The 17218-nt window shown below is 42.5% G+C and carries 10 protein-coding genes; 6 read left to right on the top strand and 4 right to left on the bottom strand.

Annotated features, from left to right (window positions below; all coding sequences use genetic code 11):
* Window positions 1-154 precede the first annotated feature (154 nt).
* The 6 genes from LH29_RS05485 (at window position 155) to LH29_RS05460 (ending at window position 9303) form a co-directional block, all read left to right on the top strand.
* Window positions 155-2437 (top strand): glycoside hydrolase family 3 C-terminal domain-containing protein, encoded by a 2283-nt coding sequence (locus tag LH29_RS05485; protein WP_045026534.1) that lies wholly within the window; start codon window positions 155-157, stop codon window positions 2435-2437.
* Window positions 2438-2854: 417 nt separating this feature from the next.
* On the top strand, window positions 2855-3190 hold the full coding sequence (locus tag LH29_RS05480) for a hypothetical protein (RefSeq protein WP_045026531.1): 336 nt from the start codon (window positions 2855-2857) through the stop codon (window positions 3188-3190).
* 284 nt (window positions 3191-3474) lie between these two features.
* On the top strand, window positions 3475-5865 hold the full coding sequence (locus LH29_RS23660; protein ID WP_052670619.1) for an ATP-binding protein: 2391 nt from the start codon (window positions 3475-3477) through the stop codon (window positions 5863-5865).
* A gap of 133 nt (window positions 5866-5998) precedes the next feature.
* Window positions 5999-6751: a subclass B1 metallo-beta-lactamase gene (bla, locus tag LH29_RS05470; protein ID WP_045026528.1), complete on the top strand. Its 753-nt coding sequence runs from the start codon at window positions 5999-6001 to the stop codon at window positions 6749-6751.
* A gap of 82 nt (window positions 6752-6833) precedes the next feature.
* Window positions 6834-8135, top strand: a complete 1302-nt coding sequence (locus LH29_RS05465) for an MFS transporter (protein WP_045026526.1) — start codon at window positions 6834-6836, stop codon at window positions 8133-8135.
* Between the two features lie 73 nt (window positions 8136-8208).
* Window positions 8209-9303 (top strand): glycoside hydrolase family 53 protein, encoded by a 1095-nt coding sequence (locus LH29_RS05460; RefSeq protein ID WP_045026524.1) that lies wholly within the window; start codon window positions 8209-8211, stop codon window positions 9301-9303.
* A 214-nt stretch (window positions 9304-9517) separates the two neighbouring features.
* Here the strand turns inward: LH29_RS05460 and LH29_RS05455 are convergent, their stop codons facing one another.
* From LH29_RS05455 to LH29_RS05440, 4 genes are all read right to left on the bottom strand, one after another.
* Entirely contained in the window at window positions 9518-11182 is a 1665-nt protein-coding gene (locus LH29_RS05455; RefSeq protein WP_045026521.1) for a nucleoside kinase, read from the bottom strand.
* 622 nt (window positions 11183-11804) lie between these two features.
* Window positions 11805-14678 (bottom strand): excinuclease ABC subunit UvrA, encoded by a 2874-nt coding sequence (gene uvrA, locus LH29_RS05450; RefSeq protein WP_045026518.1) that lies wholly within the window; start codon window positions 14676-14678, stop codon window positions 11805-11807.
* A gap of 80 nt (window positions 14679-14758) precedes the next feature.
* Window positions 14759-15673: a lytic transglycosylase domain-containing protein gene (locus LH29_RS05445; protein ID WP_045026515.1), complete on the bottom strand. Its 915-nt coding sequence runs from the start codon at window positions 15671-15673 to the stop codon at window positions 14759-14761.
* Window positions 15674-15925: 252 nt separating this feature from the next.
* The gene (locus tag LH29_RS05440) at window positions 15926-17206 is read right to left on the bottom strand and encodes an LVIVD repeat-containing protein (RefSeq protein ID WP_045026512.1); all 1281 of its coding nucleotides are present in this window, start codon (window positions 17204-17206) and stop codon (window positions 15926-15928) included.
* Window positions 17207-17218: the final 12 nt, after the last annotated feature.

Raw genomic sequence — 17218 nt, 5'->3', positions numbered from 1 at the left:
CATTGTGTTATTATGACATTTTGAAACCAATTAGACTTGTAATCTATTTCTTTTTGTTATTTTTACCATATGAAAATATTTTAACGCTTTTTTATACCGGAGTGTTATTTGCAACGCTACTGAGGCGAAAAGAATTATAAAACCAAATTATACTATGAACTACAAAATCACAATCGTAATGCTTTTGGCAGTTTTGCTCGGAGCATGTACAGAAGAATCTTCGAAAACAAAAACTTTTACCTCGTCGTTGTTGCAGTACGACGAAAAAATCGACGGTATCATTTCACAAATGACACTGGACGAAAAAGTAAATATGCTGCACGGAAAATACATGTTTGTTTCGGCCGGAGTTGAGCGCCTGGGTATTGCCGACATGGTTTATGCCGACGGGCCCTTTGGTATTCGCGAGGAAATGGAACCCAAAAGCTGGGCACCGCTTGGCTGGGAAAACGACAAAGCCACTTTCTTCCCTACCGGATCGGCGCTCGCAGCCACCTGGAGCCCGGAGTTGGCTTATGCTTACGGAACAGGAATGGCAAAAGAAGCCCGTTTACGAGGAAAAGATGTAATTCTTGGGCCGGCCATTAATATTCAGCGAATTCCTACCGGCGGACGTACCTACGAGTACATGAGCGAAGATCCGTTCCTAAGCTCGCAACTGGCAGTTGAGTACACAAAAGGTGCGCAGGACAATGGTGTTGCGGCCTGTTTAAAACATTATGCGCTGAACAACCAGGAGAACAACCGCGGAACGGTAAACGTAATTGTTGGCGAGCGTGCCATGCGCGAAATTTACCTGCCACCATTTAAAGCGGCTGTTCAGGAAGCAGATGCTTACAGTGTAATGGCGGCCTACAATAAAGTAAACGGCTGGTGGTGCGCCGAAAACGACGTGCTGCTGAACCAGATTCTGCGCAATGAATGGGGATTTGGTGGTTTTGTGGTATCAGATTGGAATGGTACACATTCTTCTGTTGAATCGGTAAAACACGGACTGAACGTTGAAATGCCCGACAGCCGTTATTTGGGCACGGCCCTGCTCGACTCGGTAAAAGCCGGTGCTGTTTCGGAAGAAGTGATTGACCAGCGTGTACGCGAGATTCTGCGTGTGCGTTTGGCAATCGAGCCCATTCCTGCCGAAGAGGCCAACCAGGTAGTTACCTCGCAACCCGAAAGCCAGAAAATTGCTTATGATGTGGCTTGTAAATCGGTAGTGCTGCTGAAAAACGAAGGTATCCTTCCACTCGATTTAAGTAAAAAACCATTGATTGCTGTAATTGGCGAAAACGCCGTTCGCGAAATGGGTAACGGAGGTATTGGTGCAGGCGTTAAAACGCTGTACGAAGTTACTCCGCTTGAAGGATTGAAAAACAGAATTGGCGACAGAGCCGAAATTCAGTATGCACAGGGTTATGTTCCGGTGGAGCTGGATTTTGCACGTATTTTCGGTGGCAAATCACAGGAAGATATCGACCGTGAGGATAAAGAAAAAGCAGTACTGAACAAAAGGCTAAATAAAGAAGCGGTTGAACTGGCTTCCAAAGCCGATATTGTGTTATTCATTGGTGGAGACAACCGTGCCGTGGAAACCGAAGCCAACGACCGCGAAAACATCTTCCTGCCATCGGGACAGGATGATTTAATTCAACAAATTAGTGCGGTAAACGAAAATATCGTAACTGTGCTGGTTAGCGGCGCGCCCAACGATTTAAACACCGTAAAACCACTGTCGAAAGCCTTGTTGCAATCGTGGTTTAACGGTACCGAAGGCGGAAATGCACTGGCCGACATCCTGGTTGGAAATATTTCGCCAAGCGGACGTTTGCCTTTTACCCTGCCAATAAAACTGGAAGATTCGCCGGCTTATGCGCTGGGCAGCTATCCGCAGGGAGCAAAAAAAGGCGATATTTTTGTTGACCTTGTTGAAGAGAAGGAATCGGAAGCACATGCTGCCGACGGTAAACTGGAAAACGATCCGAACACGGCTTATTATTCGGAAGAGTCGCTTGTGGGTTACCGCTGGTTCGACACCAAAAACAAACCGGTAATGTATCCGTTTGGGTACGGTTTATCGTACACCGAATTTGCGTATGCCGATATAAATACCACGCAGGAAAGTTACGGTGCCGACGAAACTATTTCGTTGTCGTTTAACCTGAGCAACACCGGAGATATGGCTGCCGAAGAAGTGGTTCAGGTGTATGTGCACCGTATTAACCCATCGGTTGAATGGCCGTTTAAAGAGCTAAAAGCTTTTACACGCGTGCCGCTTGAGCCGGGTGTAAACCAAACCGTAACACTGGAAATTCCGGTGGAAGACCTGCAATACTGGAACGAAGAAACCCAGGCCTGGGCCAACGACCTTTGCGATATTGAATTGCTGGTTGGCGCTTCATCGGCCGATATTCGTTTAAAGAAACAGGTTTCGCTGAAATAATGATCTTATCATGAAGCAGCGCGGCAAGCTAAAAGTGCAGTTCTGCTAAAGAAAAATAGTTTTCAAAAGCCCGGTTTTATGCCGGGCTTTTATTTTATCGCTTAACTGTTCTACTGCTCCATCTGGAAACCGACCAGCACATGCTTTCCCAACTAAGATGAAGCTTTTAGATCAAACGAGGTACTTCCGCACATCAAAACATAGGCTTATTCAATAGTTTTCGAGCTTTTATACATTCTTATAAATACTTATTACATCTTTTTAAATCTTATATAACTATTTTTAAATGCTTTTTACATCTTTTTCGAAGCTATTAGCATCGAGCTTGATGTTATTAGCATCGCGTTTAATGCTTTGTACCTATCCTATTATGTTTTTTACATATATTTAAAGGTAAATACTATTAAACGAATACTTATGGAGAAGATTTCAGTACTTCCGATCGTAAAAAGAGTAATGAAAAGCAGGAACATTACAGGTGCCGACATTGCCCGGGAACTAAATTTGCACCCCACTTCGGTTAACGGAATGTTACACCGCCCTACCATACAGGTGCAAAAGCTGGCCGACCTGAGCGATTTACTGCAATACAACTTCTTTCGCGAACTGGGCACCAAATTCCCCTATGCAGAACCCGATTGTGCCGATCAGGGACAGGTAGAAGAAAATGCAAGCCTGCAAAACCGGGTTAAAGAGCTGGAGCTGGAAGTTAATATACTTCGGCAAACCATTCGCGAACTGGCCGGAAAATAAAAACAGCTATATACCGGTTATTTCCAATCTGTTGGAAAAATATTATTTTTATTGGTGTGAAAATCAAAATTGACGAACCCATTAAAAACCTGTTCTTACAATACAGTAGCTGAAAACAACCCGATTTTTTCTGAAAACACTTGTAATACAACAGCTCGCAATAATACACGAAATAAGATGGATATTAATGTTAACATACACCTACATAAAGCCAATGCTGAAAAATTTCTTACATTGCAAAAACGCTTTATCGGAACAATTGTCGATTATTGTCAACTAATCATATGAAAAAAACAGTTTATCTTTTTTTCTTATTTATCTCATTTCTGGGAAGTTCAAAAGCACAGGAAGTTGTTAAAGTTGGTGCTTTTAACTTTTATCCCGGGATTTTCCAGGCTGACAATGGAGAGATTGAAGGGTTTTATGTTGATGCGTTGACTGAACTCGGGAAAAAAGAAAATATAAACTTTGTTTACGTTTACGGTTCATGGGAAGAAGGACTTGAACGCATTAAAAACGGAGAGATTGACGTATTGACAAGCGTTGCACTTACTGATGAGCGCTTGAATTATATGGATTACGTACCCACGCCCTTACTAACCGTTTGGAGCGAAGTTTATACACTCCCCAATTCAGAAATTCACGGGATTTTAGACTTGGAAGGGAAAACAATAGCCATTATGAAAATGGATTATAATGGCGGGCACTTAAAACAGCTTATTGAAAAACTGGAAATAAACTGTTCTTTTATTGAAGTGGCAGATTTTGAAGAAGTCTTCAAATTAATACACGATAAAAAGGTTGATGCCGGTGTTGTTAACAATACATTTGGTTCTCCCAAATCGGTTGAATACGGACTTTTATCCACCGGGATTATTTTAAATCCATTTGATATTTTTCTAACCGTAAAGAAAGACTCAAACAATGAGCTTTTAGAACTTTTAGATAACTATTTGATCAGCTGGAAACACGATAGAAATTCAGTTTTTAATGTTGCCCGCCAAAAATGGTCGCACGATAAAGTTGGGGCGATAGAGGTTTTCCCGGAATGGTTAAAAGAACTGATCTATTTGACATTAATTATCGTTTTAATTTTGATAATCTTTATTGGGCTACTTCGTTATAAGGTTAAAATAGCCACTAAAAAAATAAAACATAGCGAACAGATTTTTAAAACGTTCATGGAAAACACCCCTGCCTATGTTTACATAAAAGACAGCAAGCTAAATCATATTTACCGGAACAGAATGGTAGATATGGTAAATAAGGTAGCAGGTGAAGAACAAAACAGTTCGGCGAAAACTATTTTTGAACCACATATTGCTGCAATGCTTGAGAAAACTGATCAGGAGATTTTGACTTCGCAGACAAAACAAATGAAATTACAATACGAATGTATCCTGAACAATAAAAAAACGTGGCTCCACGATTATAAGTTTTTTATTCAATTACCTGATGATAAGCCGGGAATAGGAGGAATATCCTTTGACATAACCAAACTCAAAGAAACCGAGTTTGAGTTAACACAAGCCAAAGAAAAAGCAGAGGAAAGCGACCGGCTGAAATCGGCTTTTCTGGCCAATATGAGTCACGAAATCAGAACCCCGATGAATGGTATTCTGGGATTTGCCAATTTATTAAAAGATGCAAACCTTAAAAATGAAAAGCACAATAAGTATGTCGACATCATAGTTAAAAGTGGCGATCGCATGCTCAATATTATTAACGACATTATTGATATTTCCAAAATCGAATCGGGGCAAATGGCTGTGGTTAACACGAAATTGAATGTAAATCAGGTTTTGGAAGATTTATATGGTTTTTTTATAGAAGAAGCCAACCGAAAATCAATTGAATTACGTTTGATAAAAGGCTTACCGGATAAGAATGCAGTGCTGAATACAGATAGCGACAAGCTTTATGCAATTCTTTCCAATCTGCTAAAAAATGCGATTAAATACACCGACAAAGGAAGCATTGAGTTTGGATATCATTTGAAAGCCCCGGGCTCTGAACTGGAGTTTTTTGTAAAAGATACCGGCATAGGAATACCAAAAGACAGGCAGACTGCAATTTTTGAACGGTTTGTACAAGCTGATATTGAAGATAAAATGGCAAGGCAAGGTGCCGGTTTAGGTTTGGCAATTGCCAGAGCATATATCGACATGCTGGAGGGTAAATTATGGCTGGAAAGCGAAAAAAACATTGGATCAACATTCTATTTCACAATAGCATATGATAAAGGAGACCTATCTGAAATTGTTGAATCTGATGCCATAAAAGCAGATCCGGTACAACACAAAAATCTGAAAATAGTAATTGCTGACGATGATGAAATATCTAATAAACTACTTACCATTTCTGTTAACGATTTCGCGCACGAAATAATAAATGTTCAATCAGGAATGGAGGCAATTCTGGCATGCAAAAATAATCCTGATGTTGATTTAGTGCTGATGGATATTCAAATGCCTGTTGTAAACGGCTACGAAGCAACGCGGAAAATACGCGAATTAAATAAGGATGTGATAATTATAGCACAAACTGCTTTTGCACAATTGGGCGACAGAGAAAAAGCAATTGAAGCGGGTTGCGACGATTACATTGCAAAACCAATACAAAAACACGAATTAGTTTCATTAATCCGCAAACTATTCAAAAACAGGGTGAATTAATTTGTTGCAAACAAGGTCAATTCGTCGTTCATGATTTGGCAAAGTGATTCGCGGCTGTTAAGCATTTAAAAGACCTGCACTTCGTATAGCTAAACCGTTAAAAACGAAAAAGTCAACAACAACCAGAAACAAAATGAACAACAAAAGCATCGTTCTTCTGATAATCGGACTAATCACAATCACTTTCTGTGATGCGCAAACCAGTGACCGAATTGTGATTAACGACGATATCCAACTGGTACATCTTCAGGATTCGGTTTTTCTGCATATTACCTTTGACGAACTGGAAAACTTTGGCCGCTTTTCTTCCAATGGTTTGGTCATTATCCGAAATGGCCATGCCTTGCTTATTGACTCGCCGATGGATAATGAGAAAACCCAAAAGCTTACAACATACATTCAGGATTCGTTTTCTGCCAAAGTGGAAAAACTTATCGCCTGTCATTTCCACGACGATTGTTTGGGAGGCCTCAGCTACCTTCACCGCATCGGAGTGGAATCAATTGCAAATTCGATGACCATCGGTAAATGCAAAGAACTGGGAATCGAAGAACCGTTAACTGCTTTCACCGACTCGCTGATTTTTGATTTTTACGGCGAGCCCATCGAATGCCGCTACTTTGGTGCCGGTCATTCGTTCGACAACATTACGGTTTGCCTTCCATCGGAAAAGATTCTGTTCGGTGGCTGTTTGGTAAAATCGGCCAATTCGAGAAATCTCGGCAATCTGGGTGATGCAATTGTAGAAGACTGGGACACAACGGCTCAGCAGGTAAAAACCAAATATGCTGATGCTAAAGTAATAGTTCCGGGGCACGGTGCTTTGGGAGGATCGGAGCTTTTAACACACACAATAGATTTGGTTGCCATCGAGAAAAACAAATAAATCCCAGCCTCAACAAACCATAGCTCTGAAAAAATGTTATACCAGTAATTTTCAAAAATATAGCTGAACAGAGAAACAAAGCATGTTTGAGAGACTTTACCATTACCTGAATAAAGGAGACAAAAAAGGTGTTTGCACCGACATTACCGACGAGGCATGCAAATATGTTCCCCGCAACTTCTTTTTACAAATTTTCAGTAATGTATTTACCCAGCTTGGCGATACGCTGAGCAACCCCAAAACCGTTTTAACCTGGTTAATGAGCTATGTAAGCGCACCGGTGTACCTGATTAGTTTAATTGTTCCGTTGCGCGAATCGGGGTCGATGGTGCCACAGGTGTTTTTTGTTCCCATTATCCACAAACGCGCCATACGAAAATGGCTATGGGTAATTGGGGCTTTATTGCAGTTTCTGGCCATCGGCGCCATTGGTATTATTGCTCTGAACTTTAAAGGCTTTACTGCCGGATGGCTAATCGTGGCTGCGGTTGTACTTTTTAGTTTATCGCGAAGTATGAGCTCGCTGACCTCGAAAGACATTATCGGGAAAACCATCCCCAAAACCCGCCGCGGGCGTATGAAAGGTTATTCCGTTTCGGTGTCGGGAGTATTGGTTCTGGTGGCAGGTTTGTTTATGTTGTATCAGTCGGAAAAAGATACCACCATAAACTTTTACACCAATATCATCTTTTTTGCATCGGCAACCTGGCTGGTGGCAGCATTTATTTATTCACGAATTAAGGAATTCCCAAGCCCGGTTGAAGAGAAGTCCTCTAACACCGAAAGCATTTTATCGGGATTTAAATTGCTAAAAACCGATAAACATTTCCGCGATTTTATTATTGCCCGCACCCTGCTTTTATGTACCGCTTTGTCGGCTCCGTTTTATGTTGTACTGGCGCAGGAGCATGTGGGTAAAGAGGCCTACCTGCTCGGTTTGTTTATTATTGCCAAAGGTGTTGCATCGATAGTAAGCTCGCCGATTTGGGGCAGATATGCCGATAAGTCGAGCAAAAATATTATGGCGGTGGCGGTGCTTATCGCTTCCGTTCTTGGCATATTTATCTTTTTCACCATTTCGTATTTCGAGGCCTTGAGAAGTGCAAAATGGCTCTACCCGGTTGTGCTGTTTATTTTAGGCATTGCCCATCAGGGCGTTCGTTTGGGCCGCAAAACCTATGTAATCGATATGGCCACCGGAAATGAGCGCACCAGCTACGTGTCGGTTAGCAATACCGTTATTGGCATTATACTTTTAATGGTAGGTGGCTTAAGTGCTTTGGTTTCGTTGCTGTCGGTTGAAGGCGTGATTCTACTGTTGTCGGTTCTTGGACTAGCCGGTGCTTACAAAAGTTACAAACTGCCTAATGTGGAGCAAATTTAGGGCTACTGAAGTTGGTTCTTGTTCCCATGAAAAGTACATTTGTTATTCTGAAAATGATAAGAAAACAGAAAAGATGAAACGAATTAAATGGATACACTTACTACTGGTGGCAGTTCTATTTTTTGCTGCCTGCTCCGACGATAATAAGGATCCGGTTGATCCGACTCCCGATCCGGAAACTAAGGAACTGATTTCGGCCATGGATTTGTCGCAGTTACCTGAAATTGAATTGAGCAACCCAACATTTTACGATCATGAAAACAATGTAAAAGACTTTCTCAACATTGTAAAAGAGAATGGTGTAAATACGGTTCGCCTGCGTTTGTGGGTCGATCCGGAGAACGAACATTCGGGGTTTAACGAGGTGAAAACTTTTGTCACCCAGCTAAAGGCCAAAGGTTTCGCGATCTGGCTAACGATTCATTATTCCGATACCTGGGCCGATCCGGGACAACAAAACAAACCGGCACGTTGGAGCAACATTTCTTACCCGGCTTTAAAAGACAGCGTTTATGCCTACACACAAAAAATAATGACCGAAATTTCGCCTGACTACATTCAGATCGGGAACGAGATTAACAGTGGTTTTTTACATCCTGAAGGAAACATTCAGGACCAGACTTTCCAGTTTCTGGAGTTGATGGAAAACGGAATTCAGGCTGTACGCGATAACTCGTCGACCACAAAAATTATGATCCATTATGCAGGCCTCAACAATGCCGACTGGTTTTTTAATGTGGTCCGTAACCTCGATTACGACATGATTGGATTATCGTACTATCCTATTTGGCATGGCAAAAGTTTAACGAGCCTGAAAACTACCATGACCAACCTGAGTGAAACCTTTAACAAAGAAATTGTACTGGCTGAAACCGCCTACCCTTTTACGCTTGCCTGGAACGACTGGACCAACAACATTGTGGGGCAAAACGACCAGTTGATTCAGCCCGATTACCCGGCCACACAAACGGGACAGCAACAGTTTATCGAACGGATCAAACAAATTTCGTTTGACGAAGTGGAAAAAGGCCGTGGCTTTTGTTACTGGGGAGCCGAACTCATTGCGTGGAAAGGCCCGGAAGCCACCGACGCATCACCATGGGAAAACCAGGCTGTTTTCGATTTTGACAATAAAGCATTGCCGGTGTTGATGGTTTTTGGGGAATAATTGGGTTTGAAAATACGCTCAAATAGAACCGTATTTTTTGCACCGTCTTTCAAGGCGGTGATATGAATTTGCCCAGACAAAATATTTTTTTAGGATTTTTGTATACTTCATGATACAAAAATCCTAAAAAATTACAGCTACTTACTCTGTGCTTAACCACCGCTCTAAAGAACGGTGCAAAAAATAATTCCAGAATTAAGCTTTAAACTCCAATTTAATACGCAAAACTACTTCCCCCTAAAAACTCGCGCAATAGCGAAGTTGGCGGGATTTCCACATCGCTGATGGGTTTAAAGTACGACAGGAATTCCAGTAAACGCGTAGATTCCATGTACTCCGGCTGATTCTCGAGCACCAATTTTAATATCGGCTCGGCATATTTTTTCAAAACGGCCAGCTCATAAATGGTTGCCGAGTTAAACATTATATCGGCATTTTCCTGGTAAGGAAAAATATTTTTCTCCTCACCTTTACGCACCGATGGCCAACGTTTAATCGTATCGGCAGCACGGTAGCCGCGGTATCGGCTGTCGCGAATCATACGGCGCAGCAAACGGTTATCAGCTGTAGAAATATGCGTATGTTCATCCACCGAAATCTGGGTAAGTGCCGAAATAAAAATCTTAAAGGTGTTCTGTTCCGCCACATCGGTCAGCAGGCCGGGATTCATTCCGTGAATACCTTCGACAATCAGAATATCATCTTTTTCGAGTTTCAGCGTTTTGCCATTTTGCATACGTTTGCCACTATGAAAATCGAACCTCGGCAAGCGTACTTCCTTGCCTTCAAAAAGTTCGATCAGCTGGTGGTTAAAGAACTCTATATCGATGGCTTCGAGCGCTTCAAAATCGTATTCGCCATTTTCATCTTTCGGGGTATGTTCGCGATCAACAAAATAATCGTCGAGCGACACCTGGTACGGGCGCATACCGTTTACTGCCAGCTGCACGCCAAGACGTTTGCTAAATGTGGTTTTCCCCGATGCCGACGGTCCGGCAACAAGCACCACCTTGGTTCCGTTTCCGCGTGCCGATATCTGGTTGGCAATCTCCGCAATCTTTTTCTCGTGCAGTGCTTCCGATATTTTTATGATATCGCCACTTCGGTTCTGAAGCGCAAAATCGTTTAAACTGCCAATGGTGGAAACGTTCAGAATTTCGGCCCAGTCTTTTTGCTCCTGGAAAATCTCGAACAGTTTATCGTTGTATACGACTTTATGCAGCTTTTTGAAATGTTTTCGCCGGGGCACCTGCAACAATAAACCATCAAAATACGGCACCAGTCCATAATTCGAAATGTATCCGGTTGAGGGCAACAGGTTACCATAGAAATAATCGCCAAGATCGTTCAGAAAATAAAGGTACGAGTACATACGCCCCTGCTGCTCGAATAACTGAGCCTTATCTTCCAGCCCTTGTTTTGCCAGTAAATCAACGGCGTGCGATGTAATAATACCTTTCTTTACAAAAGGTATATCGGCCTCGATAAGCGCATTCATTTCCTGTTTTATGGAAAAAATATCAGATTCGGAAATTTCGCGTTCCAGTCCCTGCAATTCGCAAAAATAGCCGTTACTTATGCCATTTTGCACTTTAAATGCGACATGCGGAAAAACCTCTTTAACGGCGGCATACAACACAAAAATCAAACTCCTGATGTACATTCTCATTCCGTCGGGATGTGAAAAGTCGATAAACTCGATGTGCTTGGGTTTTACCACACAAAACGACAATTCCTTAACCTGGTGGTTTACAATAGCACCGCAAACCTGGTTTTGTAGTTTTATATTCAGGTCATTACTGATTTCGAGCAATGAGGTACCCATAGGATAAGTATGGGATGTATGTGTATTTCGGCAATAAATTTCAATGTCTTTCATAGTAACTGTCATCTGTTTCTTCAGGTAAAAGTATGAAAATGCGATGAGCAATTACAGTAGTGACCCAAGTTTTTCAGGTATGGAGTACCTACAACGTTCAGTTTTATAAACAACTTTTCTCAATTGTCCTTCCGGACGGGAAATACTTTTTCCTATAGCTGAAAAAGTATTCAAAAAAGCCACCGCTGACGATAAAAAACTAAAAATAAATTCCTTGCACTAAAATCAAGAAACTCCTCCTTTTAGACCTTCATGCTTCAGGTCTAACGAGCGTCAAACAAACTTGATTTCTTTACGTTCTTTCCATTTATTTTCTTAACGCTTTTTCTCGAAGGCGGACTATAGGGCAAATTTTATGCGGGCTCGTCAAAAATCCGTCAGTCGGGCTAATTCGTTGCATTGAAAAAACGCAAAGGTTATTTTTTGACAAGATTTTTGGTTCCTTTTCATCGACTGGAAAAGGAACTGCCCGTCTGGCATGAAGACAAAAGCAACATAAATTATCCATCACACAAAGTCCAATGAAAAGCTACAATACCCCTTGAAACCTATGATTATAGCCAATTAAAACCAACCTCTAAAATTTATGATTCTTCAAGGATTGGGTTGTCTCTAATAAATTTTACAATCCCAACTCTTGTTTCAGGTATTTAGCGGTGTGCGATTTTTTGTTTTTGCAAACCTCTTCAGGTGTTCCGGTGCAAAGCACTTTTCCTCCGTGTTTTCCGCCTTCCGGACCAATATCGATAATGTGATCGGCAACCTTTATAACATCCATATTGTGCTCGATAACTATTACGGTGTTTCCTTTTTCCACCAACTTGTTCAGCACCTCGAGCAGTACACGTACATCCTCGAAATGCAAACCTGTTGTAGGTTCATCCAGAATATAAATGGTTTTCCCGGTGTCGCGTTTGGCCAGCTCGGCAGCCAGTTTTACCCGTTGCGATTCACCACCCGAAAGCGTAGTTGACGACTGCCCCAGCGTGATGTAGCCCAAACCAACATCCTGCAAAGTACTCAGCTTAGTGGCTATGGATGGGATATGCTCGAAAAACTCCACTCCCTGGTTGATGGTCATATCCAGCACATCGCTGATGGATTTTCCCTTGTAGCGCACTTCAAGTGTTTCGCGATTGTAGCGTTTGCCATTACATTTATCGCAATGCACATACACATCGGGCAGGAAGTTCATTTCAATAAGTTTCAAGCCTCCACCCTGACATTCTTCGCAGCGTCCGCCTTTTACGTTAAATGAAAAGCGACCGGGTTTATAACCACGGATTTTGGCCTCAGGTAATTGGGCAAACAAACTTCTGATATCGCCAAAAACATTGGTATAGGTAACCGGGTTCGAGCGCGGTGTGCGTCCAATCGGCGACTGGTCGACACGAATAACTTTATCGATCAGTTCCAGTCCTTCCACCTTTTTGTAGGGCAGCGGATCTTTTAATGATTTATAAAAATGCTGGCTTAAAATAGGCTGTAGTGTTTCGTTTATCAGCGTTGATTTTCCCGAACCGGAAACACCTGTAACACAGATAAATTTACCCAGCGGAATTTCGAGCGTTACGTTATTCAGGTTATTACCCGTACAACCTGTGATTTTTAAAATATCCGATTTCCCGTTTCTGCGCACGGCCGGCACCTCAATTTGTCTTCTGTCGTTGAGATAATCAGCAGTGAGTGATTTTGATTTCAGCACTTCCTGCGGTGTTCCGGCGGCCACAACCTCTCCTCCGTGGCGACCGGCATGTGGCCCCATATCAATCAGGTGATCGGCATGTAACATCGTATCGCGGTCGTGTTCCACCACAATTACAGAGTTACCCGAGTCGCGCAATTGCTCAAGCGCCTGAATCAGCTTCAGGTTATCGCGGTGGTGCAACCCGATACTTGGCTCATCCAAAATATAAAGCACGTTTACCAGCTGCGAGCCAATTTGTGTAGCCAAACGAATACGTTGCGATTCTCCCCCCGAAAGACTTTGTGCAGTGCGATCAAGTGCCAGGTAATTCAAACCCACGCCCAGCATAAAACCAAGACGATCGCGGATTTCTTTGATCACCTCAGCGCCAATTTTTAACTGGCGTTCTGAAATACGTTCTTCCAAACCATTGAGCCACTCGCCCAGTTCGTCGAGATCCATTTTTGCCAGTTCCGAAATGTTTTTTCCATCGATTTTAAAATGCAACGATTCATTTTTCAGTCGCATGCCTTTACACTCAGGGCACTCAATGGTTTTTACAAACTGATTGGCCCATTTCTGCGCCGTTTTCGATGTACTCTCCTCGCGCTGATTGTCGATGTATTTTATCACCCCGTCGTAACTCATCATGTAGTTCAGACTATTACCGAGCGGCGTATTTTTTAGCTGAATGCGGTCGTTGGTGCCGAATAAAACTTCGTTCAGCCCTTCTTCGGGAATATCTTTTACCGGCGTTTTTAGCGTGAAACCGTGTTTCTCTCCAAGCGCTTCGATCTGCCAGAAAATGAGCGTGTTTTTATAAGGGCCAAGCGGCGCGATTCCACCTTTGTTAATGCTTTTGTCTTTCTCGGGCATAATCTTATCCAAATCGATCTCGGTTACGCGGCCAAGTCCGTTACACTTTGGACAAGCACCTTGCGGCGAGTTGAAAGAAAAGTTATGCGGAGCCGGTTCGTTGTATGAAATTCCGGTTGTCGGACACATCAACAAACGGCTGTAATATTTAGCTTCGTTGGTATCGTGATCAAGGATCATCAGAATTCCATGGCCATGTTTCATGGCCGTCTGCACACTGTCTTTCAGGCGTTTTGTACTGGCTTCGTCAACCACCAGTTTGTCGATCAGAATCTCGATAAAGTGATTTTTGTAACGATCCACTTTATGGTTGTGCATCAGTTCGGTCAATTCTCCATCGATACGCGCAGTAAGGAATCCTTTCCGGCGGATTTGCTCAAACAATTCACGATAATGCCCTTTACGGCCTTTTACCACCGGTGCCAGAATATTGATACGTTTCCCGGCAAAATCACTTTTAATCAGGTTAATGATCTTTTCTTCGGTGTACTTCACCATTTTTTCGCCGGTGTTGTACGAAAATGCCTCGCCGGCGCGGGCAAACAACAAACGCAAAAAGTCGTAGATCTCGGTTACCGTTCCAACTGTTGAGCGCGGATTTCGGGTGGTTACCTTTTGTTCGATGGAAATTACCGGACTTAAACCGGTGATTTTATCCACATCAGGGCGTTCCATGTTTCCGAGAAATGAGCGCGCATAAGCCGAAAATGTTTCGATGTAACGACGCTGCCCTTCGGCATAAATCGTATCGAATGCCAGCGATGATTTCCCACTTCCGCTCAATCCGGTTATAACGGTTAGTTTATTTCGCGGAATGGTAACATCAATATTGCGGAGGTTGTGCACGCGGGCTCCCTGAATAATGATCTTCTCTTCCGATTCAAGTTCAGCCAGTTGCACCTCGGTATCTGTTTCTACTTTCTTTTTAGTCATTTTAAGCAATTTCGTGCTGCCAACAATTCAGCATCACAATCAATATAAGTTTGGGCCGATGTAACTTTAGTAATCTGCTTTTACAATTCCGGAATTTCTACCCAGTACCTTTTTCTTCCCGAATAAGTGAGTTCATTCTCCCGTAACCACGGATTAAAATCTTTGAGTACTTTATAATTCACTCCATGCTGAATTGCATAGTCGGCAAAATTGGCAACTGAGCCTTTAATCTCCACTTTTTTTGTTGGAATTATCTGGTATTTATCCTCTTCGGGAATAAAAAACTTATACTTTTCCGGATTTTCGAGAATCAACTTCAAGGCCACAATTCGGTACACATAACGAGCTGTTTCGGTGGTAATCAGCAAATCGTAATAATCATCTTCTTTTTGCCTTACAACCTGACGGTTAACCCCTGTCATTCCGCGATTATAGGCTGCGGCAACCATGGTCCAGTTTCCAAATTTTTCGTAGGCTTTTTTTATGTATTCGCAGGCAACATGTGTTGCTTTTTCGATGTGGTAACGCTCGTCAACTTCGCTGTTTATCTCCAGTCCGTAATCTTTTGCTGTACCTTCCATTAATTGCCAGAAACCGGCTGCCCGCGCAGGCGAAATGGCCCTCGGGTCTAAACCGCTTTCGGCTACTGCCAGGTATTTAAAATCATCAGGAATTCCGTGTTCTTTCAGGATGGGCTCGATAATAGGAAAATAACGAGGTACCAATTTTATGTAGCGAATGGTTTGCGAATGGAAATAGGCGTTGGAAAGCAGTTCGCGGTCGAGTGCTTCTTTCACATAAAACCGTTCGAGCGGCATTTTTTCTCCGGCAAAACTAACCGCGTCAGGTAACTCAACAGGTTCGTACATGACCTCCTTTTCCACAATTACTTCAGTTTTTCCCGATTGCGCTGACACCAGAATAACTACTACCACTGCAATGTTCATCACCACCAATAAAGGTGCTACAAATCTTCTCCAAATTTTCGTCTTCATCCGTCTATTCTTCCTTTAGTTTTTCAAATAACAAAAATACAATTTTGACTCGATTACTGATTGAATATTACCGATTTGTAGTTGAAAATCATCAATAAATTTACGTTGTTCATTATTGGGTTTCACATAGCTATCGGCCGACTATTAATCGCAATCAATTACTTTAAACGGTATAACAATAAAAAGGCCCGACAGTTTGCCGAGCCTTAAGATATCTTAAAAGAGTTGGAGGACCCAAGGTACCTTCACCTGTTAATCTTCGCGATATACAGGGATGTGACTTACCTGGGTAATATTTTGCAAATCAGAATAATCATACTGGTAAAATCCATCGTCGCCAATCATAAAGAGGTAACCGCCCAATGGAATCACGTCATAAGTGTTAATGTTGGTAAAATGCGAGATCATATGGTCGTCGATGGCAGTTTTATCCTCAGCATCGTAAACTTTAAGTCCGGCATCACCATCACATACAAAAAGCACATCGCCATCAATTCCCAGCCCGTATGGGCCGTGCAGCGGATACGATGCAATTAAATCGTTATCCACATAATCATCGGCCAGCTGTATTACATCCAGCCGGTTAACCGTGCTTCCGCAGGTAGTTCCGCCACGCAAAGTTACGTAAGCATAACCATCGGCAATTACTACCGGATCGCAGCTGGTAACGTGCCAAAAATCACTTACATAAACGGGATAAGTAGGCACTTCGATATTAAAAACACGCATGCCCGATCGTGTTCCCAAAAACATGTGATTGTCATATATAAACATAGTTTCGACATTCCAACCTACGTTTTGCTGCCCGATTTCCGATGGATTTCCAGGAACTTTTACATCAAAAACATGAAGGTTGGCTTCATCAACCGCATACAAATAATCGTCGTACAAACCAAAGCGCGCCATCGACCCGCCAACACCAAATGTACTTTGTCCTCCTGCGCTGCTCAATTTCGGCGCGGCATTAGACAGAGCATCTTCGGCGTAGCCCCAACGATATATCGGGTAATAATGGTATTCCATTTCCTGACGCACCTTTTTAATTTCCCAAGCGGTAACCACACCTTTTTCTTCGTCAACTTCGGCAAAACGGTACTCGTCATTGGCAGGTGGCAATGTGTACGGCAACACATCCTCAACACGGTCAACTTCTGCGGGGTTATTTATATCGCTAATATCGATGGCCACCAGGTCGATGTAACTATCGGCATATAGAATATCCTCTTTTATAGCAATATCCACATTCCCGGGAATTTCGATAAAACCCACATTTTGCGGATCGGCCGGATTTTGATTGTCGATAATATGCACGCCTTCAAATTCCTCAACAATAAACAGGTAACCATCTTTAAAATAGATTTTACCCGGGTTTACAAGTTCGCGCGAGTCGACAGATTTAACTGCGGCACGCAAATCTTCATACGACAGGTAAACAGGTGAATTGGCCGTAAACTCTTCGGTGTACTCATCCATACACGCTGAAAAAGTCAGCGCAATAAACAGTAGCAGGAATATATTTTTGATTGTTCTCATTTTCTGTGGTTT

Origin of the sequence: Draconibacterium sediminis, assembly GCF_000949475.1 — a bacterium.
In the GTDB taxonomy this organism is placed as follows: Bacteria; Bacteroidota; Bacteroidia; order Bacteroidales; family Prolixibacteraceae; genus Draconibacterium; species Draconibacterium sediminis.
This window is presented reverse-complemented; position numbering and strand designations above follow the sequence as displayed.